Source organism: Agrobacterium sp. MCAB5 (genome assembly GCF_052114365.1).
Lineage (GTDB): Bacteria > Pseudomonadota > Alphaproteobacteria > Rhizobiales > Rhizobiaceae > Agrobacterium > Agrobacterium tumefaciens.
The window spans coordinates 276,298-302,026 of the sequence record NZ_JBFREP010000001.1 but is presented as its reverse complement, the minus strand read 5'-3'; the positions used below and the strand labels follow the sequence as shown (position 1 = coordinate 302,026).

Sequence of the window (25,729 nt, the reverse complement as noted above, 5' to 3'; positions counted from 1 at the left end):
GTCTCAATGTTCGCCGGGCTTCAACGGTACGCCGTAGAGTTCGAGCCGGTGATCGACGAGCTTGAAGCCATGCTCCCTGGCGATCTTTTCCTGAAGCGCCTCGATCTCGGGTGAATGAAACTCGATGACCACGCTGTTCTTCAGATCAATCAGATGATCGTGATGTTCCTCAGGCACGGTCTCGTAACGCGAGCGGCCATCGCGAAAATCATGACGCTCGATGATGCCGGCGTCCTCGAACAGCTTCACCGTTCTGTAAACGGTAGAAATCGAGATGCGCGGATCCACGGCGGAGGAACGGCGGTAAAGCTCCTCGACATCCGGATGGTCTGCCGATTCCTGCAGCACGCGGGCGATGACACGGCGCTGGTCCGTCATCCGCATGCCGCGTTCGGCACAAAGTTCCTCCAGCGTTTTCGAAAGGTCTATCACGTCTTCTGGCCTTTTGAGTATTCCGGTTGAATTTCGGGGCTGTCGCCGAAAAATGCCTGTCGCAGGGAACTAGCGAAGATCGCGGCGCATGACAAGCGCCGTCGACTTCGCGCCATCCTTGGCTGTGTAATAGGCCTTGCGCTCAGCGACCGTTTTGAAGCCGAGCTTTTTATAAAGTCCCAGGGCGGAGGCATTGTTGCTGTCCACTTCCAGGAACATCGTTTCGGCACCGCGCATCATCGCCTCACGGACGGCCGATTGCATCAGGCGCCAGCCGAGGCCGGTGCGCGCGAACTTGTCGGCCACCGCAACGGTCAGGATTTCCGCCTCGCCGGCCACTTCGCGCGCAAGCACGAAACCACCGAGCGGTTTGCTGAAAAATGCGTTCGTCTGCCGCGCGACGGCACCGAAAACCGAGCCTTGCGTCAACAGCCCGGAAAACTCCCCGTCATTCCAGGGGCGCGGAAAGCGCAGCGCATGCAATTCCGCCACTCCGGCGCAATCCTCATGCTGCATCGGTACGATCTCGAAATAGGGCTTCCAGCTTAGATATTCGTCAAACATAACAAGGAATCATCCGCACGCATTTACGGGTGCCACCTATCAGGCAACGCTCTGGCGTGCCAGCGCAAAACCCGTCTGCGGCCGGGCATCCGGGCCGCGAAGGTAAAGCGGTGCGGGTTTCGACATGCCTTTCGGCTTGCGTCCACCCGCCCGCGCTACAGTGGAAATCGGAAAATGATCGGGACCTGACCCCGTGTCGAAACCCTGAAAAAGGGGTGCGGCGGAACCGATAATGGCGCCATCGAAACCGGAGAGAGCCGTTTTGGCATCCGCCAGAGACAAAAGCGCGGCCTCGAGGAGCGGCGATCCATCCTCTGCAAATGTCTGGAGGTAGGCTTCGCCCCGTTTGGCGTCGAGCCCGACAGCCACTGGCCGGCCGGGATTTTCCAGCAGATGATGCAAGGCGATCGTCTCAAGCGTGGTTACGCCGACTGCCTCTATGCCGAGCGACAGGGCGAAACCACGCGCGGCGGCAACGCCGACGCGAATGCCGGTAAAGGAACCCGGTCCGATCGTTACCGCGATGCGCCCGACTTTCTGAAGCGGTAGCTGCGCCTGCTGCAGGGCACCATCAATCACAGCCATCAGCCGCTCGGCATGACCTTTTCCGATGGTTTCGCATACCTCGCCAAGCACCGTGTCGGAGGCGCTGTCATAGACGCAGGCGGAACAGTCCACACCTGAGGTATCGAGTGCGAGAACAATCATGGCGCGGCCTGGCTTACAACGTCATACAGCTTCGACTTCGCGCACTTCCGGCACGAAATGGCGAAGCAGGTTCTGGACGCCGTGCTTCAGCGTGGCGGTGGAGGACGGGCAACCGGAGCAGGCGCCCTTCATGTTCAGGAACACGGTGCCGTCGCGGAAACCACGGAAAGTGATATCGCCACCATCCTGCGCCACGGCGGGGCGGACGCGGGTATCCAGCAGTTCCTTGATGGTGGCGACGATGGTTTCGTCACCCGCTTCAAAGAACTCGCCTTCCTCATCCGACACTTCAGCCGCAATGGCAGTGCCCATGATGGGGCGGCCAGACATGAAATGCTCCATGATCGAACCGAGAATGGCGGGCTTCAGATGCTGCCATTCGGCGTCATCCTTGGTGACGGTGATGAAATCGAAGCCGAAATAAACGCCGGTGACACCCGGAATGGTGAAGAGGCGCTCTGCCAGCGGCGAGGCCTGCGCCTGCGCAGGGTTGAGAAACTCAGCCGTGCCGCTTTCCAGCACCACCTTGCCCGGCAGGAACTTGAGGGTCGCGGGGTTCGGCGTGGCTTCCGTCTGAATGAACATTATCTGTCTCCTTCGAGGTCGCCGTTCACGCCCCGCAATTTAGAATTCTTCCAAAAAATACGCCTGGCGAAGCCTTACTTCAAGCCCTGACATGATAATTACATTCAAGAAATCGTCAGCCCCAAATTCTTGCCCGAATCCGTTCCTGCCTTTCGGGGTCGAACGAAGGTCAGCAAAGGGCGTCGATTTCCTCATCCGTCAGCGTATCCGGTAGCACGGTGACGGGGATGGGGAAGGCCGCACCGCGTCCTGAGATGGAGGAGACGAGCGGTCCCGGCCCCTCCTTCGTTGATCCTGCCGCCAAAACCAGAATGGCAATATCGCGATCTTCCTCGATGAGCCCGTGGATCTGCTCGGTTGCGCCGCCTTCACGGATCACCGCTTCCGGCTCGATGCCGATGGTCTCACGGACCTTCTGGGCGATCTTGGCAAGCGTTGCTTCCGCCTCCTCGCGCGCCTCGGCCCGCATGATCTGCTCGACGCCCAGCCACTGCTGGAAATCGCCTTCCGGTATCATGTAAAGCAGAACCAGTCCGCCATTGGAGTTCTTGGCGCGACGACCGGCATAATGCACGGCCCTTTCGCATTCCGGTGTGTCATCGATAACAGCGAGAAATTTGCGACGATGCCCTTCCAGACGCGACAGCCGTTTTGAAACCATTCCGCACTCCCTGTGTCCGCCGCGATCCGAAAAACCGCCCGACGGTTCGGGCGGAGATTATATCAAATCACGGCAGGCGCAAACCGCCCGCCGTGATCCGCAAGGCGATGCGTGGTCAGCGCAGGAACCCGATGATGTCGCGCACCTCGTTCATCGTGTTTTCAGCGATCGCGCGCGCGCGCTCACCACCCTGTTTGAGGATGGCATCGATGTGGGTGGGATCGTCGAGAAGGCGGCGCATCTCGTTGTTGACCGGAGCCAGCACATTGACGGCAAGCTCGACGAGAGCCGGCTTGAAGGCCGAGAACTGCTGTCCGCCGAATTCTAAAAGAACCTCCGCTTTCGTCTTGTCAGACAGTGCCGCATAGATACCAACGAGGTTTTCGGCCTCTGGGCGGCCCTTCAGGCCTTCCACTTCGCTCGGCAGTGCATCCGGGTCCGTCTTCGCCTTCTTGATCTTTCTCGAAATGGCGTCGACATCGTCCATGAGGTTGATGCGCGACAGATCCGACGGATCGGACTTCGACATCTTCTTGGTGCCGTCCTTCAACGACATCACCCGCGGTGCCGGACCGCCGATCAGCGGCTCCACCATCGGGAAATAGGCATGCACCGGCTCATTGCCCACGGTGATGTCGAGCCCGAGACCGGCGTTGCGGATATGGTCGCCGAAATCGATGTTGAATTTCTGGGCGATGTCGCGGGCCAGTTCCAGATGCTGCTTCTGGTCGTCGCCGACAGGAACGTGGGTCGCGCGGTAGACGAGAATGTCCGCAGCCATCAGGCTCGGATAGGCAAGCAGCCCAAGCGACACCTGCTCGGCATTCTTGCCGGACTTGTCCTTGAACTGCGTCATGCGCTCCATCCAGCCGATACGCGCCACGCAATTGAAGATCCAGGCGAGTTCGGCGTGCTGCGGCACAGCCGACTGGTTGAAGACGATATGCTTCACCGGATCGATGCCCGCGGCAATGAAGGCGGCAGCGATCGAGCGGGTCTGCGCCTTCAGGTCCGAATGAACGAGCTGGGCGGTGATGGCGTGCATGTCGACGACGCAATAGATGCAGTCGTTATCTTCCTGCAACGCCACGAATTTGCGGATGGCCCCGAGATAATTGCCGAGATGCAGATTGCCGGTCGGCTGGACGCCCGAGAAAACCAGCGGCTTGAATGCGTTCATTGTCGTCCTCGAAAAGGCTTGTGGAGGGCCCCGCCCCGTGGTTGGAATTGCACGCGCGCTTATGCACCTACAGCCCCTCGCAATCAAGCGGTTTCAGGGCGCGTCAGCCGCGCGGCTGAAGAAGATCCCAGTGATTTCCATAAGGGTCCGCAAAGACCGCGACGGAGCCATAAACCTCATGGCGCGGTTCCTCCAGAAAGCGCACGCCGCGCGCAAGCATCGTCTCGTAGTCACGACCGAAATCGTCGGTATGCATGAAAAACCCGACACGGCCGCCGGCCTGGTTGCCGATGGCAAGACGCTGCGCTTCGCCATCCGCCTCGGCAAGCAAGAGGGCACAGCCATCGGTCCCTTGAGGCTTCACCACCAGCCAGCGCTTGCCGTCATCAAGAGGTTGGTCGGAAAGGCAGTCAAACCCCAGAACCTCGCAATAAAACGTCTTTGCCCGGTCATAATCGTCCACCACGAGTGTGATGAGGGCGATGCGACGGTTTTCTGCAAAGGACATTAGCTTGTCTCCGTCTGGGCATTCTTGTTGCGGCGCTTTTTGATGGCTCTCTTGACCATGCCGAGATCGGCACCACCCGAAACGAAAGCGAGCACGAAATAAACGAGCATGGCGGAGAGCACGAGGCTCATGATGGTTCCGGCCCGGACGAAAATGGAGGAGCCGGAGGACAGCTCGAAGCTGAGATAGGTCAGCGCATAGTGAACGAAGCCCGCCATAAGGGCGGCGGACAGCAGCAAGCGCGGAATGCGGGTGAGGAGCGGAATGTCCACATGCCAGTGACCCCGCCACAACAGCATGCCGAACAGCAGGGCGGCATTGACCCAGCCGGCGGTGATCTCGGCAATGGCGATGCCCGGACCTCCGAGACGCGGAAACAACGTCAGCGCCAGAGAGACGTTCACAACCACGGAAATCGCCGCGAAGATCATCGGGGTGCGGGTGTCCTCGCGGGCAAAGAAGCCGGGAATGAACGCCTTTATCAGCACGAAAGCCGGCAGGCCGAGGCCATAAATACCGAGGATCTGCGCGACGGTGACGGTGGCCGAAGGCGCGAAATTGCCGCGCTCGTACAGAAAGCGCACGATGGGCTCCGCCATGACGAGAAGGGCAGCGGCAGCGGGCAATGTCAAAAACAGCACGAATTCGACCGAGCGGTTTTGCAGGCTTCCCGCCTCGACCATATGTCCGCCACGCAAAGCCCGCGCCAGCTCCGGCAAAAGCACGGTGGCAACGGCGATGCCGACGACACCGAGCGGCAGCTGGTAAATCCGGTCGGCATAGGCGAGCGAGGAGATCACACCCTCACCGGCAGACGCGATATTGGTGTTGATCAGGAGATTGATCTGGGTGATGCCGCCGGTGATCGCGGCCGGCAAAGCAAGGACCAGCAGGCGCTGGACATTCTTCGTCAGCCGGGGTCTGCGGAAACCGATCCGCATGCCGGCATTGCGCACGGCAATCCAGACGATGCCAAGCTGCACCACACCCGCCGCCATGACACCCCAGGACAGGGCATAACCCACCTGAAGCGGGTCGTAATGCTTCCACCAGGCCAGCATCAGAACACCAATCAGAATGATGTTCAGGAAGACCGGCGCAATCGCGGCAGCGAAATAGCGGTGCAGCGAATTCAGCATGCCGCCCATCATCGCCGCCAGCGACATGCAGGCGAGATAGGGGAACATGATGGTTGCGAGACGGACGGTGTTGTCGAATTTCACCGGGTCTTCCAGAAAGCCCGGCGCAATAACGGTGCGCACGATGAACGGCATCGACAGTTCCATCAGGATCGTCAAAGCCAGAAGCACGGTGAACAGAACGCCGAAAACTTCTTCGGAAAAGCGCCTTGCGCCCTCCATGCCGTTCGCCTCGATTTCCTTGGCAAAAAGCGGCACGAAGGCCGAGTTGAACGCGCCTTCGGCAAAAAGGCGCCGGAAGGTGTTCGGGAACCGGAAGGCAGCATTGAAGGCATCGGCGACCGGGCCGGTACCGACGGCTGCGGCCATCAGCGTCTCGCGGAGGAAACCGAAGATACGGCTTCCGAGCGTGGCCGTGCCGACCGTGGCGAACTTTCCGATCAAGCTCATGGGAATTTCAAGCCTTTGCCGTGCGCGTGGCCGGCAGCGCCGCCACATCGGGATGGGCGATGATGCCGTTTGGCATGCGATCGCGCAATTCGTCTTCCTGCTCGCTCATCACGGCCTTCAGGCGCGTGGCAATGCTGGCCTGCCGGTTGTCGTTGGTAACCTTCTGGCCGAAGAGATCAGTCACGTAGAATGTGTCGATGACCTTCTCGCCGAAGGTGGTGATGCGTGCGGAATGAATATCCAGCGACAGATCGGCAATGACAGCCGTCATATCCGCCAGAAGCCCCGGCCGGTCGAGGCACTCGACCTCGATAACGGTGAACTTGTTCGAAAGCCCGTTGGAAATGATGACGGAGGGCGGAATGGTGAAGGCGCTTTTCTTCCTCCGGCTCTTGGTGCGGGTGGCAATCATTTCCGGCAGGCGCTGACGACCGGACAGAACCTCTTCGATCAGCTTGCCGACATTGTTGCCGCGCCGCGTCTCGTCTTCGTCGATCGGAAATTCGCGGTTGATCAGGATCGTATCGAGCGCCCGCCCATCGGATGTGGTGAAGATTTGCGCGTCGGCAATGTTGGCGCCGGCCGCAGCACAGGCGCCGGTAATGATCGACAGCAGGCGCGGATGGTCGGGCGCCAGCACGGTGATTTCGGTGATGGCGTGGAAGGAATGTGTGCGCACCATGGTCGACAGCGCTTTTTCCTGCTTGTCGGCCTCGCGGATGAAGCGGGTGTGACGCACCTGATCTTCCAGCGCCACCGTCAGCAGATAGGGCTCATAGTGCAGCTTGGTGTATTTGCGCCGTGCCTTCTGGCCCCAGTCTTCCAGCGCGTCGTAAAGCGCCTGACGGGCAATATGCGCCCTTTCCTTGCGGGAGACTTCCGAAAAGCCACCGGAGAGAAGCAGCTCGGTCTCGTAATAAAGCGAGCGGAGCAACTGACCCTTCCAGCCGTTCCAGACACCCGGACCGACCGCGCGGATATCGCAGACCGTCAGGATAAGCAGCATCTTCAGCCGCTCCATGGATTGTACCTTGTCGGCGAAATCGGTGATGGTCTTGCGGTCGTGCAGGTCGCGCGTCTGGGCGACCATGGACATCAGAAGATGCTGCTCGATAAGCCAGACCACCATTTCGGTCTGCTTGCCGGTCAGCCGGAAACGCTGGCAAAGCTTGCGGGCCACCCGCGCGCCGGCAATCGAGTGATCCTCCTGCCGGCCCTTGGCCACATCGTGCAGCAGAACGGCCACATAAAGTGCCTCACGCTCCTCGACACCCGGCATCAGCTGGTTGGCAAGCGGATGGGCATCCACAGCCGTTCCCTTGTCCACCTCCGAGAGTACGCCGACAGAGCGGATCAGATGCTCGTCCACCGTATAGTGATGATACATGTTGAACTGCATCATCGCGACGATCTTGCCGAATTCGGGAATGAACTTGCCGAGGACGCCAGCCTCGTTCATGCGCCGCAAGGTGAGCGCCGGATCACGCCTCGAGGTGAGGATCGCCAGAAACAGCCGGTTCGCCTCCTCGTTCTCGCGAAGCCCGTCATTGATCAGCGACAGCGACCGGGTAACGACACGCAGCGCATCCGGGTGAAGTTCGAGATTGTTGATATCGGCGATGTGAAAGAGCCGGATCAGATTGACCGGATCGTTTTTGAACACGTCCGGCTTGGCCAGCGCGATGCGGCCGCGATCCTCAACGAATTCAACAGAGCCGGGAATTTTGCGGACGCGGTGGGCAAAGCGGCTGAGAACACCCGACAGGCCCGGCACGTCCTTTGCCTGCCTGTCCTCCAGTGCGGCGCAGACGATGCGGGTCAGGTCACCCACATCCTTCGCCACCAGGAAATAATGCTTCATGAAACGTTCGACGGCGGAAAGCCCGGGGCGTGGCTGGTAGCCCAGCGCATCGGCGATCTCGCGCTGAATGTCGAAGGAAAGGCGCTCTTCCGCCTTGTTGGTGATGAAATGCATCTGGCAACGGACCGCCCAGAGAAAATCATCGGCCTTTTCGAACAGCCTGAGTTCGCGCTTAGACAGGACGCCAAGCTTGACGAGATCGGCTGTATCGCGGACATGGTAATAATATTTGGCGATCCAGAACAGCGTGTGCAGGTCGCGCAGGCCGCCCTTGCCTTCCTTGACGTTCGGCTCCACCAGATAGCGCGTATCGCCCGCCTTGCGGTGACGCTGGTCACGCTCGGCCAGCTTGGCGGCGATGAATTCCGGCCCGGTGCCGGTGACAACTTCCGACTCGAAACGTTTTTCGAGATCATCGGTCAGGGATTTTTTGCCGCAGATTGCCCGCACTTCCAGAATGGCGGTGCGGATGGTCATATCGGATTTCGACAGGCGGACGCACTCATCCACCGTGCGCGTGGCGTGGCCGACCTTGAAGCCGAGATCCCAGAGCAGATAAAGCACGAACTCCACGGCCTTGTGCATATCCGGCGTGTTCTTGGCCGGCAGCAGGAACAGTAGGTCGATATCCGATCCCGGCGCCAGCGTGCCGCGACCGTACCCCCCCACCGCTGCAACGGCGATCTGCGGCGCGTCTTTCGGATAGACATATTGGCAGGCGAGATCATAGAGGATTTCGATCAGCCGGTCCTGGAGCCAGGAGATACGTCGGGCGCAATCGATGCCGCTGCCGTCGGATTTCAGCAGTTCGCGAGCCTTTTCCCGGCCTTCCGTGCTGGCCTTTCGAAAGATCGGCAGCAGGTCTGACCTGACATCGGCGATGCGCTTGCCGTCGTTCTTGAAGATGATGTCGCATTCGCGCTTCAGCGCCGAAACATCGAGAATTTCGGAAAAATCCAGGTCCTTGATGGCCATTTATGCCGTTATCCATGTCCTGTGGGAAAGCCACCGCTTGCGATGGGATTGTCCTATAGCGAGTTTCAAAGGCGATGGACAGGCAGTCTATCCTCTTAAGCCTTGCCAAGTTCTTTCTTTAACGCATAGAGCGCGTCCAATGCCTCACGCGGTGTCATTTCGTCCGGGTTGAACCCCTTCAAAGCTTCTTCCACCTTCGATGGTCCAGCCTTGCGGGTTTCCTCACGGCGAACCGCGATCTGGAACAGCGGAAGATCGTCGATCAGCTGACTGGCCGGGTTCTTGCGATCGGCATCTTCGAGCTTCGTCAGCACCTCACGGGCGCGCTCCACCACCGATGCCGGAAGTCCGGCGAGCCTTGCCACCTGAATACCGTAGGAACGATCCGCAGCACCCGGTCCGACCTCGTGCAGGAAGATGACGTCACCCTCCCATTCCTTCACCCGCATCGTGGCATTGGAAAGGCGACCAAGTTTTTCCGACAGCACCGTCAGTTCGTGGAAATGCGTGGCGAAGAGGCCACGGCAACGATTGACCTCGTGCAGATGCTCCACCGCCGCCCAGGCGATCGAAAGGCCGTCGAAGGTTGCCGTGCCACGGCCGATCTCATCCAGAATGACCAGCGAGCGATCCGTCGCCTGATTGAGGATGGCGGCCGTTTCCACCATTTCCACCATGAAGGTCGAGCGGCCACGCGCCAGATCGTCGGACGCGCCGACGCGGGAAAACAGCCGGTCTACGATGCCGATATGGGCGGCTTCTGCCGGAACGAAGGAGCCGATCTGCGCGAGGATGGCGATGAGCGCATTCTGACGCAGGAAAGTCGACTTACCGCCCATATTAGGGCCGGTCAGCAGCCAGATCGCACCGTTCTTGCCACCATCGATTGCCGACAGATCGCAATTATTGGCGATGAATGGCCCAGCCGACTGCCGCCGCAGCGCCTGTTCCACAACGGGGTGGCGCCCGCCTGTGATCGCAAAGGTCATGGAGGCATCGACGATCGGGCGGCAATAGGCCTGTTCGGTAGCGAGATAAGCAAGGCTTGAGGCGACATCGATCACCGCAAGCGCCAGCGCACCCGCCTTGATCGCCTCCGCCTGCTGCACCACGGCCTCGACCATGCGCTCGAAGGCTTCCAGCTCCATGGTTAGAGCCTCAGCCGCGGCATTGGCGATGCGGCTTTCGAGATCGGCAAGCTCGGTGGTGGTGAAGCGCATGGCGCCGGCCATGGTCTGGCGGTGAATGAAGAGCGCCTTCGCCTCATCCGTCGCCATCATGACATCGGCGTTGCCCGCCGTTACCTCGATGAAATAACCAAGCACGTTGTTATGCTTGATCTTGAGCGACTTGATGCCGGTTTCCTCGGCATATTGCAGCTGCAGCCCGGCGATCACCCGGCGCGACTGGTCACGCAATGCGCGCACGTCGTCGAGTTCTGGATTGGCGCCCTCACGCAGAAAACCGCCATCACGCTTCAAAAGCGGCAGATCGTCGGCCAGCATCGATCCGAGCATGGCTTCCAGCCCGCCCGGCAAAGCCTTCAGATTCGCAAGTGCAGCAGCAAGCTCCTCCGGCAATAATCCCTGATCGAGAATGGCGGCAATTCTCTCGGCCGACGCCAGGCCCTGCCTGATCGCCCCGAGATCGCGCGGGCCACCGCGCTCCAGCGCAAGACGGGAGAGCGCGCGCGGCATATCGGCAACCTGTTTCAAGGCATCGCGCAGGCCATCGCAAAGGGATACGTCATCAATGAGATAGGCGACCGCATCGAGACGGGCATTAACCCTTTCCGGATCGGTCAAGGGAGACATCAGCCGCTCGGCCAGAAGCCGCGCACCGCCGCCCGTGACCGTGCGGTTGAGGGCATGCAGGAGCGATCCGTCCCTTTCGCCCGATAGCGTCTTCACCAACTCCAGATTGGCGCGGGTCGCGGGATCGATGAACAGCGTGGAGGCAGCGCTTTCGCGTTCCGGCGCACCAAGCGGCGGGCGCTCGGCAATCTGGGTCTTTTCAACATAGGCAACCGCGGCAGCGGCAGCGGCCATTTCCACGCGCGAAAATGTGCCGAAACCATCGAGGGTCGAGACGTTGAAGTAACGCGCGATCCGCCCTTCCGCCGTAGCGCTGTCGAACAGAATGGCCGGCTGCGGCACGGCGACACGGCCAAGCATATCGAAAACCGGTCGCAACTCTTCGTCATGGAACAGACTGTCGGCAACGATCAACTCGCGCGGATCGATGCGCCAGATATCAGCGAGGAGCCGCGTCAGCGTGGTTTCCGCCAAGCGGAAGACGCCGGTGGAAATATCAATCCAGGCAAGCGCAAACTGTGCCTCCGCACTGCCGCGAATACGAGCGAGCGCCATAAGATAGTTGGATTCCGTCGGCGACAGGAGCTTTTCTTCGGTGAGCGTGCCAGGCGTGACAAGCCGCACCACATCACGCTTCACCACGGATTTCGATCCGCGCTTTTTCGCCTCGGCCGGGTCCTCCACCTGCTCGCAGACGGCGACGCGATAACCGCGCAGGATGAGCTTCTGGAGATAATCATCGGCGGCGTGAACGGGAACGCCGCACATGGGAATATCCTGCCCCATATGCTGGCCGCGTTTCGTCAGCGTGATGCCGAGCGACCGCGAGGCTTCCACCGCATCGTCAAAGAACAATTCGTAAAAATCGCCCATGCGGTAAAACAGCAGCGAACCGGGGTTGTTCGCCTTGATCTCGATATATTGCTCCATCATGGGAGTGGCCGTAGCGCGGCTCTCTTCCGAGATCAGGGAAGCGGTGGTCAAAACGTCCGTCAATGGCTTGCCGATGTCATATCGTGTTGCGGAAAGGGAGCGCCGACACTAGCGGCAATGGCCGCACCAAGACAACACACACGACATCGCTGCCCACAGGAACATCCCGCTAGATCCGAGTTAGAACCGGTCAGCCGTTGATGCGCTCGGTCTCGCCGCCGTAATAGCTGATGTAGCGGCCGGCGATAGAGGAAACCGGCAGGACCACGAGAACATCTGTCGTGTTGAAGGCATGGTCCACCACGGCGCCGGAGCCGAACATAGCGCCGAGACGCATATAGCCCTTGATCAGCGGCGGCATGGCGTTCAGCGCCTTGCGGGCGTTCAGCGCCTCAGCCGGTACCAGGTCCATCTCGTGATAAAGCTCGGGAAGAGCGGAAGCCGCCCACTCGCCCTTTGCAACGCAATTGTGATGCAGGAAGGACAGAGCAAGCGCGTGGGCTTCCGGCTGCACGCCGGGGAACGAGGCGCAACCGATCATGGCATCCATGCGGTGTTTCACGGCATAGGCCCAGTTGCCCTGCCACAAAAGCTCAACCGTGCGCTTGGTGCGATATTCCGGCAGCACGCAGGAGCGGCCAAGCTCCATGAAGCGCTTGCCCGGATGGCGCGCTACCAGCCCGGCGATGTCGAATTCGCTTGCGGAATAAAAACCGTTATTGGCGAGTGCAGTTTCCTGACGTAACAAACGGTAGGTACCGACGATCTGGTCCTCGCTGTCGCCTTCAATCGCCTTGTCGAGCACGAGCAGATGGTCGCAGACACTGTCCCAGGCGTCGATGTCGCGCTTGCGGCGCATGGCGTCTGCGGGAAGGCGCGCCTTCATTTCATCAACGAAAACCCGGTAACGCACGGACTGCGCCGCGTCGATCTCCCGCTCGTTTCTTGCGAGCCGTGTTTCCAGCGAGCCGATACGGCCGAAAAGCCCCTCATTGTCCTGAGCGGTGTCTGGACGAGGATGAATAACAACTTTGTTTTCACAAATGTCGTGACTGTAGATTTCGGCAACCATGGGGAATCGCTCCGCCACCAAAAGATTTTTCCTGTCATAAATCACTAATTGACGACAGAATAGTGACAAAATGCAGCCATTGCGAGTCTCTCAAGTCATGATGGCAACAGGCGTTTCGCCTCCAGCAAGCGGCGGATTTCCTCGACGAGTCGTCTCGGGTCGGCAGGCTTGGTCAAAACCTTGGCCGCACCGGCATTCAGCAGGATTTCGGCGGTTTCAACGCTCGCATCGCCGCTGAGCACGATGAGCGGAATATTTCTTCCACCCTTCAGCGTGCCGAGAAGCTCCGGCAGCACCTCAAGCCCCTCGCCGCCCGGCATATTGAGATCGGATATGATGAGGTGCGGCAGGCGGGTTGTGCCGGGGGCCACGGCTTGCTGCAGGGCCTGAAAATCGTCGACACCGCGCACGATGTAACCGCTTTTTTCCAGAACGGCCCGGATGATGCGCGCATTGACGGCGTCGTCCTCGGCCACGAGGATATCGATGCCGCTTACCCCCTCCGTCACCCGTGACGAAAACCCCACATCCGGATGGTTGTCGTTGATGGCATCGCGCCGTTCTATGCCGCGCAGACGACCGCAGAGGACGTCAATCAGGGACTTTTCGCGCAGCGGCCGGATCAACCAGGCGTCGAAGGACCCATGCATGGTCGACGCCCGCTCTTCGGGACTGACCAGCAACGTGCGACGTACATTCTGTTGCGGCCAATCCCTTAGCGCGTCTCTGAACAGAGGCGAAATACGCCTGTCGACAATGATATCGGTGAGATCGGCAACTGTACCGTGCAGCCTTTCAAAATCCTCCGGTTCGTGGATAAGAGCGCATTTACCGCCGAAAGCCTCGATCGCCTCCATCGTCACCGTCGCTGCCACGCCCCTCGGCGCGACCAGCAGGACATTGGTATGCTCCAGGCAATGGTGCCGGTCCGGGTCCGGCGTGCCGGTGGACGAACTGCCCGGACGGAATGCCAGTTTGAAGGTGCTGCCCTCACCCTTGCGGCTGAAGACCGTGAGGCTGCCGCCGAATTCCCGGACGATGCGGGCGGAAATCGCGAGCCCAAGCCCTGTTCCCCCACTTTGCTGCGACATCGGGCCTGCCTGTTCGAATTCGCCAAAGATACGGGCTTGTTCCGCTTGGCTCATGCCGGGGCCGGTGTCCTCGACGGTGATATGCAATTCGCCTTCAACCATGCGCGCTCGGATGACGACCCCGCCCACCTGCGTGAATTTGACGGCATTGCCGAGGAGGTTGAACAGAACCTGACGCAGCCTTGCCGGATCGAAATCCAGATAATCAGGCACATCCGGCGTGACGAAGGAGGTGATTTCGATGCCCTTTTCGTGGGCGCGATGCGCCAGCATCTCGACAATGCTCTCGATCAGCCGGCGCAGGTTTTCCGCACGCGGATTGAGTTTGAAACGGCCCGCCTCCATGGTCGAATAATCCAGCAGGTCCTCGACCAACTGTACCAGCGACTGACCGGACTGCTTCATGCCGTCGAGATAATTACGTTGCTCTTCATTGAGCTTCGTCTGCGATAGAAGATGGTTCATGCCGAGCATGCCGGAAAGCGGCAGGCGGATCTCGTGGCTAACAGTTGCCAGCAGCCTTGCCTTTTCGGCATCGGCCTTTTCCGCGCGTAACCGGGCGTTTTCCCGCTCGCCGAGTGCCAGCCGCTCCTCGGTGACATCTCTCGCGATGCTGCTGATGAGAAGACGACTGCTTGCCAGATCGCGGGTGACGACATCGTGCCAGGAGAAAATGCGCTGACCGAACGGGGTCGCGATTTCCACATTATAAGTGTGGGCCTTGTCGCCTGGCCGGAAAGCGATGCCGATTTCCTCACAGCTCAGCCCTTCGGGTGCCGAGCAGCCCGTCACTTCACGAAAAACCGCATTCGCCTCGACGATGCGCCGATCCATATTGCGGATGACGATGATATCGCCCATGGCCTCCTGGATCTCGGCAATCAGCGATCGATTTTGAGTTTGGCGTAGCCGTACATCCAAATCATCTGCAGATAGTTTGCCGGGATACTGGAAGGATTTGCCGAACATGGCGTAGGACAGGAGACCGACCAGCACCGCACCGAAGAAGGATGCCAAGGCGACGGTGACCGAATAAGGCACCGCAAGCGCGATCAAGGCTGCGGAGAAGGCACCCACCGACAATGACGCGGCAACGTATAGCGTGATCGATCTGGCATCTATCCCGCGCCCCGCACCGCCATGGTGAGATGTCGTGTCGACGCGATCCGCCGGCTGCGCCGGGGTGGCGGCGAGGCCATCTGAAACTTTTTCCCGCAGTCGTGCCAGTTCGCTCATGCACAACCGCTACCACGGCAGCGGTTTTGATATGTTTGGCTCAAACGCTAAAATTTTACTTTTTAGCCGCCCGGGCGTGCAGAAACTCATCGAGAATGACGCAACCGGCACCGATTGTTATGAAAGTGTCTGCCAGATTGAAGACCGCGAACGACCATGTATCGGTGTGAAACAGGATGTAGTCGATGACGTGACCGTAGAAAAAGCGGTCGAGAAGATTGCCGGCCGCTCCAGCGATGATGAAGGCGAAGCCAAGATGGGCAAAAGTCCGATCCGCCGCCGTCTTGCGCCAGAGCCACAGAACGAAGACCACGATGACGAGCCGCATGCTGACGATGAACCAGCCGTGCATGTCCGCCAGCATCGAAAACGCCACACCTAGATTATAGGTGCGGTAAAGCGCCAGGAACGGAATGACCGGCACCATCTCCTGCAACGGCAGATAGGTCTCGACCAGTTGCTTGACGACCTGGTCCAGCACAAGGGCAGCAACGATAAGCGCGAAAGCCGGGCCGAATTTCGAAAACAACGCCGCTTTGGCCATTACTTCACCGGTGCCAGTTCGAGGAGATGTCGCCGCGCCTCGAAAAGCATGACAGCGGTTGCGATGGCGAGATTGAGACTATCGGCACGGCCCTGTTGGGGAATGCGCGCCAGTTGGTCTGCCTTGCCGGCCAGTTCAGGCGGCAGGCCGGATTGTTCGTTACCCATCAAAAGCACGACGGGCTTTCCGGCGTAATCGATTTTTCGATAATCCACCGACCCGGCAAGATGGGTGGCAACGACACTGACATTGGCTGATTTTTTCCATGAGAGGAATTCCTCAACCGAGGCGCGGGCAACCGGCGTAGCGAAGACCGAACCCATGGTCGCACGCACCGTTTCCAGCGAAAACGGATCGGTGCAATCGCCGACCAGAATGACGCCTGAGGCACCCGCCGCATCCGCCGTGCGGATGATGGTGCCGAGATTGCCGGGATCACGCACCCTATCGAGCGCGATATAGGTCTCGCCTTTTTCCGGACGGATATCCTTCAATGGCTTCCATCTCTGGTCAAAGATGCCAACGACCATTTGCGGATTGTCGCGTCGGGTGATCGAGGCGATGACTTTTTCGCTGACTTCGAGCACCAGCCCGCCGGAAGCGACCGTCTTTACGGCCGCCTGCTCCACCAGCGGCTTGCCCTTGGCCGCCTTGGCGTAAACCAGGGTGCGGATGGTCCAGCCCAGTTCGAGCGCGTCGATAACCAGCTTCAGGCCTTCCGCCATGAAGGTGCCGGTCTCTTCCCTGCCCTTTTTCTGGGTAAGCGCCTTGATATCCTTGATGATGGGATTGGCAAGGCTGGTGATTTCCTTGACCTGGCCAACCCGGCGCGTCGTGTTTTCGCGCATGTCGTTCGTCATTTCGGCTCCCAGCGGCTGAACAGCGATGTGGAAAGCACCCGGCCCGGCGTCTTCCCATCAAGCCCGGCCTCGCGAATGACGAGCTCGCCGGACGCAACGACGCCACCGGCGCCGCGCATGATTTCGCGCATCAATTCATGCATCGAATAGAAGCTGGCCCTAATAGAATAGGCCGTCAGCACCAGACCGAGCGCTTTGGGCGACAGGATTTCCCGGCAGATATCGAGCATCAACGGAAGATGGTCGAACAATTGCCAGATTTCACCATGGGTGCCGCGGCCGAATTTCGGCGGGTCGGTGAGAATGATGTCGTAGGTGCTGCCGCGACGCTCCTCGCGCTGGATGAACTTCATCGCGTCTTCGCAAATCCAGCGGATCGGCGCCTGTTCGAGCCCGGCAAGCGCCTGGTTCTCCTTTGCCCAGCCGATCGCTTTCTTGGAGGCGTCGACATGGGTCACTTCAGCGCCTGCAGCAGCGGCGACCAAAGAAGCGACGCCGGTGTAACCAAACAGGTTCAGTACTTTCAGCGGCCGGTCAGCCGTTTCGACGGCATTTTTCAGCCATTCCCAGTGGACAATCTGCTCCGGGAAGACGCCGACATGCCGGAAGGCCGTGAAACGGCCGAGAAACTCGACGCCGAGCAGCGACAATGGCCAGGTTTCGCCAAGTGCTGCCTTTGGAAAACGCCAACGGCCCATGCCGTCTTCATCCGTGTCGCCGGTAAAAATGGCGTCGGCATTCTGCCATACGCGGTCGGGAACCGACGGCTGCCAGAGAGCCTGCGCCTCGGGACGGACGACGCGATATTCGCCGTATTGTTCAAGCTTCAGGCCATTGCCGCTGTCGATGAGATGAAAATCACCCGCGCCACTCGATTCCAGAATCACCGGAACCTGTTCTGCGGGACGTTCGCCGGTGCGATGCTTGAGGGGCCGCGCAGGCACCTGCTCAACGGCCGGTACTGGGGCTATCTTTTCCCTCGGCGCAGATTTGGGCGCGCTGCGCACCGCGTCCGGCTCGCGCTTTTTAGGCGCCGCGTCCACTCGCCGTGCCGGCTTTGCGGCATGAACCTGTTTTTTCTCGCTCCCGGCACGCACGCGATTGCCCGGCCGGCTGTCTTTTTTCTTCAATGGAAATCTTTCCGCTTCTGCCCGCGTCTTATCGCGCCAGCAAATAGCATTCCAAGCGTCGCTCGACTAGAGCCGCAACGAATGTCGGCACCATCACTTTGCCGGGAGTTGGCCCGCATTCGGAAGCTGCGCGGCTGTTACCGCTTTGTGCCGGTTCGCCTCGTCATGCCAGCGAACGGCTTCCTTCGCCTCGATACGGGCGCGCTTGCGATGCTTGCCCTGCGCAAACCATGTGGCGGAAGATCCCAGAAGCACACCGAAAATGACGGCCAGAAACAGGAACACGAAAAACGGCGCGGTGAAGGAAAGTACACCATCCTCCGGCCGGAACGGATTGAGCGCGAGCGTCACGGACTGACGATTGGCCACGCACAGGATGACGAGGATAATCGCCAGCGGAAGCAGGATGATGAGGTTGATGATTTTTTTCGACATCCGACATTACTCCATCGCGGCGTGCATTCCGTCGGCTCCGTTTCCGGGGCGGCGGGTGAGAACGATCAATCGTCCTCTTCGTCACCCATACCGGGGTTCAGGCGCTCACGCAGTTCCTTGCCCGTCTTGAAGAAAGGCACCCATTTTTCCTCGACGAAAACCGATTCACCCGTGCGCGGGTTCCGACCGGAACGCGAAGGACGGTTCTTCACCGAAAATGCGCCGAAACCACGAAGCTCGACACGATTTCCCGCTGCCAAGGCATCGGTGATTTCATCCAGCACCGCATTGACGATATTTTCCACGTCACGGTGATAAAGGTGCGGGTTACGCGCAGCAACGATCTGCACCAGTTCAGACTTGATCACGGTTGCCCCCTGAAAGAATTGGATTTTTAATGCGGCTCAACCTGCCAAACGGAAACAAGACCGTCAAGAAACAACTTGTCCGCACCGAGCTGACCGGAGCCCGCAAACGGGATTAAATCGTCATATCCCAGAAGCTTCGCTATTTGAGCAACACTGAAAAGCGAAAAAGGCGAACTGGAAGACGGTGCGCGCCATTCCACGATCGGCAGATCCTTGGCAACACCGCGCGTTTCGAAATAGCCGCGAATTTCCTTTTCGCCGCCAAGCGTGTCGACCAGCTTGTTGGCGAGCGCCTGTCTGCCCGTGAAAATCGATCCGTCCGCCAGTTTCAACACATCCTCGCGCGGCAATTTGCGGCGATCGGCCACAAGATCGACGAACCAGCCGTAGCTGTCCATCACCATGGAACGGATCATCGTCTTCGCCTCTTCGGGCGCCTCATGGAACGGCGAAGGCTCCGCCTTCATCGGAGAGGACTTTATTTCCTGCAGCGAGACGCCGAGCTTATCCATCAGCTGGCCGATCTGGGGATATTGAAAGATCACGCCGATCGAGCCGGTGATCGAGGTTTCGCCAGCGACGATGACGTCACCTGCAGATGCGATCATATATCCAGCGGAGGCGGCAAGCGTGCGGACATCGGACACCACCGGCTTCTTTTCCGCAACGCCGCGAATGGCCTTGAAGATGCGCTCGCCGCCATAGGTGGTGCCACCGGGCGATGAAATCGACACGATCAGCCCTTTGACATTGTCGCTCTTGGCAATCTTGTCCAGCCGCTCCAGAAGTTCGGTATTGTCCTGGATCAGCCCGGAGATCTGGACACGGGCAATATGGGGTCTCTCGCTTTGCTGCGGGGTGGCCCATAGAAACCGGTAGAGGCCGAAAATGCCGGCGACAAACAGAAAAACAGCGGCAATCCGCCAGAAAGTCAGCTTGCGGCGCAATCGTCTGCGATCCGCTATCGCCATATTATCCATCGAAAACCCCTGCCTTCCGGCATTTGAAGCGTAATGTAAGCGTCATGGCCATATGGTTCTTCTAGCGCGAAGCCGCAAGGAAACAATAAGGAAACCAGAATTACGATTAAATTCGCATTTCCCTTGCACCTTTCCAGACAAAAACCATATTGGCAGGACACAGCACTCATGCCAAAGACATCAAGATAAACATATAAGCTTCAGTTGCGCGCCAAAGTGGCGCCCAGGAAGTTTTCCGGACCCACTCTTATGCTCGAAAGACTCCGCCAACCCGCGCCAGCGTTTCCGCTGCCCAATGACCAGAACGGCGCTTACGAGCGCGCGCTGAGGCATTCCGCGCGCGTGAAGCGGCTGAAAATCATTCTGCCGCTCGGTGCGGCGATCATCTCGTTTGCCTTCGTCGCCGTTTCGCTCATTCGCACCTGGGCGCCCGAAGAGGTTTCGCTTGAAAGCGCAAGGATCGAAGACGGCAAGATCGTGATGGAAAAGCCGGCCGTTGCGGGCCGCAACGAGAAGGGGATCGACTACTCGATGAACGCAGACCGTGCGTTGCAGGATATCGCCAACCCCAACCTCATGACGCTCGAAAGGGTTCTGGCCGCGGTGCCTGTGAACGACAGCGTCGCCCAGGTGATCGCCAAGGAAGGCATTTTCGACCGGGCCACCAACACGCTGAAGATGACCGCCCCTTTTGACATCAATCTCAGCAATGGCATACAAGCGAAGTTCCAATCTGCGGATGTCGATCTGAAGGCTGGAAAAATGAGCAGCAAAGAGCCAGTTTCGATCAAAACAAACGACGGCGCCATTGTTGCGCAATCGATTGATATCGCGGATAATGGCAAGACTATTACATTTTCGGGGCAGGTACGCGCACGTATCGCTGCATCCAATATCAAGAATGAAGGCAAGTGAGAGCCCGGTCCAGATGATGCAAATTTCCCGTCCCGTTTCCCTTGGCAAATCCGCAGGCGTTACAGCCGCAGCTTTTGCTTTTTCCTGTCTTGCAACCGTGGCTTTCGCTCAGAACACCACCAGCAACATGACAGGCGTCAAGCTCTCCGGCGACCAGCCGATCGCTATCGAAAGCGATCAGCTCGAAATTCGGGACCAAGAGCGCAAGGCCTATTTCACCGGTAACGTGAAAGTTGTGCAGGGCACCACCACCCTTCAGGCCGGCAAGATGACGGTCAATTACAAGGGTGAAGGTTCCTCGCTCACCAGCGGTGACGCCAACATCGAAAAAATCTTCGTCGACAATAACGTCTACCTGACGTCCGAGACGCAGAAGGCCACGGCCGATCACGGCGAATTCGACATGGCGGCGCAGACCTTCATTCTGACCGGCAAGCAGGTTGTGCTGTCCGAGGGCGCGAATGTGTTCACCGGCTGCAAGCTCACTGTTCTGATGAACTCGGGGCAGGCAAAGCTTGAAAGCTGCGGCGGCCCTGTCCGGATCATGCTCGATCCGAAATCGCAGCAGAAGAAACAGTAGTCTCACCTCGTGAAGATAGCCTCGATCTCAAAAATATTTGGCGGTGGGCGCGACCGACCTGTGGACGCTGCGTCGCAGGCCGACAAGGCTCGCTATGACGGCACCCTGATCGCGCATGGTCTGACGAAGACCTATAATACACGGCGCGTCGTCAACGGCGTCTCGCTGGTCGTGCGCCGTGGTGAAGCCGTGGGGCTGCTTGGCCCGAACGGCGCGGGCAAAACCACCTGTTTCTACATGATCACGGGCCTCGTACCCGTCGATAGCGGCAAGATCGCCATCAACGGCAACGACGTCACCACCATGCCGATGTACAGGCGTGCCCGCCTCGGTGTCGGCTACCTGCCGCAGGAAGCCTCCATTTTCCGTGGACTGACAGTCGAGGAAAACATCCGCGCCGTGCTGGAAGTGCACGAACCTGACAGCGCCAAGCGCAGCCGCAAGCTCGATGAGTTGCTGGAAGAGTTCCACATTGCGCAGCTGCGCAAATCGCCCGCTGTCGCCCTGTCGGGCGGCGAACGTCGCCGTCTGGAAATCGCCCGTGCTCTGGCGACCGATCCGACCTTCATGCTTCTGGACGAACCTTTTGCCGGCGTCGATCCGATCTCCGTCAGCGACATTCAGAACCTTGTCAGACATTTGACCGCGCGCGGGATCGGCGTTCTCATCACCGACCACAATGTCCGCGAAACGCTCGGCCTCATTGACCGCGCCTATATCATCCATGCCGGTGAGGTTCTGACCCATGGCCGTGCGGACGATATCGTCAACAATCCGGATGTGCGCCGGCTCTATCTCGGCAATAATTTTAGCCTTTAAGCTCCCGGGCGCGAAAGATTCTTCATCGCGCCCCGCAGTGACGCTTGACCAAACATAATAAAAAAGCAATTTTTGGGCCAAGTTTCGTTGCCTGCGCAAAATTTATGAAATTTGTGGCGACGAAGAAGCTGTAAGGGGAGTTTCGCGTCCGCCATGGCATTATCTGCCAGCCTTTTGCTGCGTCAAAACCAGTCTCTCGTGATGACACCGCAACTGATGCAGTCCATCCAGCTGCTTCAGATGACGCATTTCGAACTGACGCAGTTCATCGCGCAGGAGGTGGAGCGCAATCCTTTGCTTGAAATTGCGGCAAACGACGGCGATTTGAGCAACGATACCCCTGCTGATGCGGAGAATTTCGGCGATGCCGACAGCGAAGGGTCCGACAAGTCCGCGCCGGTAACGGCCGACAGCGACGACTGGTACGGCGATCGCGCGGCAAATCTCGGCGAACAGCTCGACACCAGCTTCGAAAATGTCTTTCCTGACGATACCGAACCCAGAAAGCCCGACGCACCCGAACTGGCGGGGCAGTGGAAATCCATGCCCGGGCAGGAGTCAGGCGAGAGTTACGATCTCGACGACTTCGTTGCCGCGAAACAGACCCTCAGCGACCATCTCAATCAGCAATTGCCTCTCGCCATATCCTCTGTGGAAGACAGGATGATTGCCGATGCGCTGATCGGCCAGCTCGACGAGACCGGATATATCGCCGTAGATGCCGTCGAAGACGTCGCTGAACGGCTGGGGGCGGCGCCTTCGGCAGTGGAGCGCATTCTGGAGACGCTTCAGGGCTTTGATCCTCCCGGCGTGTTTTCCCGCTCGCTGAGCGAATGTCTGGCGATCCAGCTTGCCCAGAAGGACAGGCTTGATCCGGCAATGCGGGCTTTTATCGACAATCTGGAGCTTCTGGCGAAACGGGATTTCGCTTCTCTAAAAAAACTCTGCGGCGTGGATGAGGAAGACCTTCTCGACATGCTGGCGGAAATCCGCACGCTCAATCCGCGTCCGGGCGCTGGTTACGATTCGACCGTTTCCGAGACAATCGTTCCTGATATCATCATTCGCCCCTCCTCTGCCGGCGGCTGGCTTGTGGAAATCAACCCCGAGACCCTGCCGCGCGTGCTCATCAACCAGACCTATTTCGCAGAGGTTTCAAGGCACAAGTCGCGTGAGGGAGAGGATCAGGATTTCCTTTCCGAATGCATGCAGACGGCCCATTGGCTGACCCGCAGCCTCGACCAGCGCGCCAGAACGATCATGAAGGTGGCGACCGAAATCGTGCGCCAGCAGGACGCCTTTCTCGTCAATGGCGTGGACCACCTGCGCCCGCTGAACCTCAAGACGGTGGCCGACGCCATCAAGATGCACGAATCCACGGTCAGCCGGGTGACGTCGAAAAAATATATGCTGACGCCGCGCGGCCTGTTCGAGCTGAAATATTTCTTCAGTGTTTCCATCAGTTCGGTGGAAGGCGGTGACAGCCATTCTGCAGAAGCGGTGCGTCACCGCATCAAGGCGATGATCGCGCAGGAGGCCGCCGACGCAGTGCTTTCCGATGACGATATCGTCGATAATCTGAAAAAGAGTGGTATCGATCTTGCCCGCCGCACCGTGGCCAAATATCGCGAGGCGATGAACATCCCATCCTCCGTTCAGAGACGGCGCGAGAAGAAGGCCCTGGCCAGACTGTCGGCGTTCTGAGCGGTGGCGCTGGTCACGTTTTCAGGGCTTTCCAGCCGCACCATTGACTCTTGCTACGGCAAGGGCTAGAAGCCCGCCGCACACGTAAGCAAGGTCATTTGTAACGGATTCATCTCCACCGTCCATGGGCGTAAAATTCGAATGGGGGCTTTTAAAGGCCTTCGAAACGCTTGGATGCGCGCGCGGCTTGACGTAAGCTGGTACTCGCAAATCACTACAAAAAGGAAATTTTCCATGAGTGTGCGTGTATCTGGTAAACATATGGAGATCGGCGAATCTTTCCGGCAGCGGATTGAGGACAATATAGGTCTGGCAGTTACCAAATACTTCGATGGGGGGTATTCAGGCCAAGTGACCGTAGAGAAGTCCGGATCGCGTTTTGCAGCCGATTGCAAACTGCATCTCGATACGGGCGTTGTATTGCATGCGGCGGGTCAGGCAAATGATCCGCAAGCGAGTTTCGATGCCGCCGCCGAGCGTATCGAGAAGCGCCTGCGTCGCTACAAACGGAAGCTGAAGGACCATCACCACAATGGTTCCGCGGCGAACGGCGCGATGTCGGAAATCGCCTATACGGTAATGGATGCTGTCCCCGATGAGGACCACGAGGTTCCGGAAGACTACGCACCCACGATCGTTGCGGAAAGTTCGAAACAGATAAAGACGATGTCCGTCGCCAGCGCCGTGATGGCGCTCGACATGACGGACGAACCGGTTCTGCTGTTCCGCAGCCCCGGCAAGGAATATCTCAACATCGTCTACCGACGACATGACGGCAATATTGGCTGGATCGACGCGGAAACGATCAAGAGCTGAACAGTCTGACAAGACATGGGAGGCAGAGCGCGAAAGCGTATCTGCCTCCTGCATCGTCTCGATGGCATGAAGGAAAAAGAGAATGGCGTTGGCAGATTTGCTGCAACAAGATGCGATTATTCCCGCCCTCAAGGTGAATTCCAAAAAGCAATTGCTTCAGGAGCTGGCCGCAAAGGCAGCCAGAATTACCGGAGTCTCGGAACGGGAAGTTTTCGACGTCATCCTCCAGCGTGAGAAACTCGGCTCCACCGGTGTGGGGCACGGCATTGCCATTCCGCATGGCAAGCTGAGCAGCATCCATCAGATCACCGGCGTCTTCGCACGTCTTGAAACACCTGTTGATTTCGAGGCGCTGGATGACCAGCCGGTCGATCTGGTTTTCCTGCTGCTTGCACCCGAAGGCGCCGGCGCGGATCATCTGAAGGCGCTGTCGAGAATTGCCCGTGCTTTACGCGACCCCGAGCTGGTGGCCAAGCTGCGTGCCACCGATTCCGACACGGCAATCTACGCCTTCCTCAATCAGGAGCAGGCGACCGCTGCCTGATCAAAGGCTGTCGACGGTCCTTTCCATGGACAAAAAAACGCGCCCTTGAGGCGCGTTTTTTATTGGAGCATTTCAAACAAAAGCGCGTCCCGGTTTTATATCCGGACGCGCTTTAGATGAGGGAATGCCTCACGCATCCTTCTCGTTGACGGAGGCGGTGCCCGGCTCGGGCGCTGCGGCGGTCTCCACCTTCGGGCCACCCTTTGAGACGCCAACCATGGCGGGGCGCAGCACCCGGTCACCGATGGTGAAACCGGCCTGAACCACCTGCAGTACCGTGTTGTTCGGAACTGCCGTGTTCGGAATTTCGAACATCGCCTGGTGGAAATTCGGATCGAATTTCTGGCCTTCCGCATCGATCTTTTTGACGCCATGTCGCTCCAGCGTCGAGAGCATCGAGCGCTCCGTCATCTCGACACCTTCGATCAGGCCGTTGAGACCGGCTTCGCCATTGGTCTTGAGTTCGTCCGGAATGGCTTCAAGAGCGCGGCGAAGATTGTCGGAAACGGCAAGCATGTCGCGCGCGAAAGCGGCGAGAGAATAGGCCTTCGCATCCTTGACTTCGCGTTCGGTGCGGCGACGAAGATTGTCCATTTCTGCTGCAAGACGCAGGAACTTGTCGCGCAGATCGGCATTTTCGGCCCTGAGCAGTTCGATCGGATCGGGCTCGGCAGCTTCCGCCGTCTCTTCCCCTGTAAATGCGGGTTCGACAAACTCTTCGGCGACGTCCGCGTCAGGTCCGGGCTTTTTCGTATCGTCGGTCATGACGTTCTCCAGATTTGAATATTGTTGGTTGCGCCCGATATCGAGGTTTGAAGGGCAAAA

General features: G+C 59.0%; 25 protein-coding genes. 6 read left to right on the top strand and 19 right to left on the bottom strand.

Annotation, left to right across the window (positions count from 1 at the left end):
* Positions 1-3 precede the first annotated feature (3 nt).
* The 18 genes from AB4Z23_RS01500 to sppA form a co-directional block, all read right to left on the bottom strand.
* Positions 4-432 carry a Fur family transcriptional regulator gene (locus AB4Z23_RS01500; protein ID WP_003514787.1) on the bottom strand — a complete coding sequence of 143 codons (429 nt, stop codon included), beginning with the start codon at positions 430-432 and terminating at the stop codon, positions 4-6.
* Between the two features lie 69 nt (positions 433-501).
* The gene (locus tag AB4Z23_RS01495) at positions 502-996 is read right to left on the bottom strand and encodes a GNAT family N-acetyltransferase (RefSeq protein WP_003514785.1); all 495 of its coding nucleotides are present in this window, start codon (positions 994-996) and stop codon (positions 502-504) included.
* Between the two features lie 39 nt (positions 997-1,035).
* The gene (gene tsaB / locus AB4Z23_RS01490; protein ID WP_421475955.1) at positions 1,036-1,704 is read right to left on the bottom strand and encodes a tRNA (adenosine(37)-N6)-threonylcarbamoyltransferase complex dimerization subunit type 1 TsaB; all 669 of its coding nucleotides are present in this window, start codon (positions 1,702-1,704) and stop codon (positions 1,036-1,038) included.
* Positions 1,705-1,725: 21 nt separating this feature from the next.
* Complete coding sequence (locus tag AB4Z23_RS01485; protein ID WP_003514783.1) at positions 1,726-2,289, bottom strand: NifU family protein; 564 nt, start codon at positions 2,287-2,289, stop codon at positions 1,726-1,728.
* Positions 2,290-2,458: 169 nt separating this feature from the next.
* Positions 2,459-2,950: a universal stress protein gene (locus AB4Z23_RS01480; protein WP_003514782.1), complete on the bottom strand. Its 492-nt coding sequence runs from the start codon at positions 2,948-2,950 to the stop codon at positions 2,459-2,461.
* Positions 2,951-3,065: 115 nt separating this feature from the next.
* A complete protein-coding gene (trpS, locus tag AB4Z23_RS01475) occupies positions 3,066-4,130 on the bottom strand; it encodes a tryptophan--tRNA ligase (protein ID WP_003514781.1) in 1,065 nt (354 codons plus the stop codon).
* 103 nt (positions 4,131-4,233) lie between these two features.
* Positions 4,234-4,638: a VOC family protein gene (locus AB4Z23_RS01470; protein WP_421475957.1), complete on the bottom strand. Its 405-nt coding sequence runs from the start codon at positions 4,636-4,638 to the stop codon at positions 4,234-4,236.
* Complete coding sequence (gene murJ, locus AB4Z23_RS01465; protein WP_421475959.1) at positions 4,638-6,227, bottom strand: murein biosynthesis integral membrane protein MurJ; 1,590 nt, start codon at positions 6,225-6,227, stop codon at positions 4,638-4,640. The genes AB4Z23_RS01470 and murJ overlap by 1 nt, the downstream gene beginning before the upstream one ends.
* A gap of 7 nt (positions 6,228-6,234) precedes the next feature.
* Positions 6,235-9,063, bottom strand: a complete 2,829-nt coding sequence (locus AB4Z23_RS01460) for a [protein-PII] uridylyltransferase (RefSeq protein WP_003514778.1) — start codon at positions 9,061-9,063, stop codon at positions 6,235-6,237.
* Positions 9,064-9,158: 95 nt separating this feature from the next.
* Positions 9,159-11,810, bottom strand: a complete 2,652-nt coding sequence (gene mutS, locus AB4Z23_RS01455) for a DNA mismatch repair protein MutS (protein ID WP_421476043.1) — start codon at positions 11,808-11,810, stop codon at positions 9,159-9,161.
* A gap of 190 nt (positions 11,811-12,000) precedes the next feature.
* Complete coding sequence (locus tag AB4Z23_RS01450) at positions 12,001-12,882, bottom strand: GNAT family N-acetyltransferase (protein WP_003514771.1); 882 nt, start codon at positions 12,880-12,882, stop codon at positions 12,001-12,003.
* A gap of 95 nt (positions 12,883-12,977) precedes the next feature.
* Entirely contained in the window at positions 12,978-15,209 is a 2,232-nt protein-coding gene (locus AB4Z23_RS01445) for a hybrid sensor histidine kinase/response regulator (RefSeq protein WP_421475961.1), read from the bottom strand.
* A 55-nt stretch (positions 15,210-15,264) separates the two neighbouring features.
* On the bottom strand, positions 15,265-15,753 hold the full coding sequence (lspA, locus tag AB4Z23_RS01440; RefSeq protein WP_003514769.1) for a signal peptidase II: 489 nt from the start codon (positions 15,751-15,753) through the stop codon (positions 15,265-15,267).
* Complete coding sequence (locus AB4Z23_RS01435; protein WP_421475963.1) at positions 15,753-16,613, bottom strand: TrmH family RNA methyltransferase; 861 nt, start codon at positions 16,611-16,613, stop codon at positions 15,753-15,755. Before AB4Z23_RS01435 ends, lspA begins: the two co-directional genes overlap by 1 nt.
* Positions 16,610-17,743, bottom strand: a complete 1,134-nt coding sequence (locus AB4Z23_RS01430; RefSeq protein ID WP_141193511.1) for a class I SAM-dependent methyltransferase — start codon at positions 17,741-17,743, stop codon at positions 16,610-16,612. Before AB4Z23_RS01430 ends, AB4Z23_RS01435 begins: the two co-directional genes overlap by 4 nt.
* Positions 17,744-17,836: 93 nt before the next feature.
* Positions 17,837-18,178, bottom strand: a complete 342-nt coding sequence (locus AB4Z23_RS01425) for a LapA family protein (protein WP_421475965.1) — start codon at positions 18,176-18,178, stop codon at positions 17,837-17,839.
* Between the two features lie 65 nt (positions 18,179-18,243).
* Positions 18,244-18,570: an integration host factor subunit beta gene (locus tag AB4Z23_RS01420; protein ID WP_219256707.1), complete on the bottom strand. Its 327-nt coding sequence runs from the start codon at positions 18,568-18,570 to the stop codon at positions 18,244-18,246.
* Between the two features lie 2 nt (positions 18,571-18,572).
* Entirely contained in the window at positions 18,573-19,526 is a 954-nt protein-coding gene (gene sppA / locus AB4Z23_RS01415; protein ID WP_013635364.1) for a signal peptide peptidase SppA, read from the bottom strand.
* Between the two features lie 249 nt (positions 19,527-19,775).
* Here sppA and lptC point away from each other — a divergent pair, with 249 nt between their 5' ends.
* From lptC to ptsN, 6 genes are all read left to right on the top strand, one after another.
* Positions 19,776-20,441, top strand: coding sequence for an LPS export ABC transporter periplasmic protein LptC (lptC, locus tag AB4Z23_RS01410; protein ID WP_003514764.1), 666 nt, complete (start codon positions 19,776-19,778; stop codon positions 20,439-20,441).
* 13 nt (positions 20,442-20,454) lie between these two features.
* The gene (locus AB4Z23_RS01405) at positions 20,455-21,021 is read left to right on the top strand and encodes an LptA/OstA family protein (RefSeq protein ID WP_003514763.1); all 567 of its coding nucleotides are present in this window, start codon (positions 20,455-20,457) and stop codon (positions 21,019-21,021) included.
* 9 nt (positions 21,022-21,030) lie between these two features.
* Positions 21,031-21,840: an LPS export ABC transporter ATP-binding protein gene (gene lptB / locus AB4Z23_RS01400; RefSeq protein WP_003514762.1), complete on the top strand. Its 810-nt coding sequence runs from the start codon at positions 21,031-21,033 to the stop codon at positions 21,838-21,840.
* Between the two features lie 153 nt (positions 21,841-21,993).
* Positions 21,994-23,544 carry an RNA polymerase factor sigma-54 gene (rpoN, locus tag AB4Z23_RS01395; protein ID WP_025592254.1) on the top strand — a complete coding sequence of 517 codons (1,551 nt, stop codon included), beginning with the start codon at positions 21,994-21,996 and terminating at the stop codon, positions 23,542-23,544.
* Between the two features lie 234 nt (positions 23,545-23,778).
* On the top strand, positions 23,779-24,360 hold the full coding sequence (gene hpf / locus AB4Z23_RS01390; protein ID WP_003514759.1) for a ribosome hibernation-promoting factor, HPF/YfiA family: 582 nt from the start codon (positions 23,779-23,781) through the stop codon (positions 24,358-24,360).
* A gap of 82 nt (positions 24,361-24,442) precedes the next feature.
* Positions 24,443-24,904, top strand: a complete 462-nt coding sequence (ptsN, locus tag AB4Z23_RS01385) for a PTS IIA-like nitrogen regulatory protein PtsN (protein WP_003493488.1) — start codon at positions 24,443-24,445, stop codon at positions 24,902-24,904.
* A gap of 129 nt (positions 24,905-25,033) precedes the next feature.
* On the opposite strand, the gene grpE is transcribed toward ptsN, so the two are convergent.
* Positions 25,034-25,669 carry a nucleotide exchange factor GrpE gene (grpE, locus tag AB4Z23_RS01380; RefSeq protein WP_003514756.1) on the bottom strand — a complete coding sequence of 212 codons (636 nt, stop codon included), beginning with the start codon at positions 25,667-25,669 and terminating at the stop codon, positions 25,034-25,036.
* Positions 25,670-25,729: the final 60 nt, after the last annotated feature.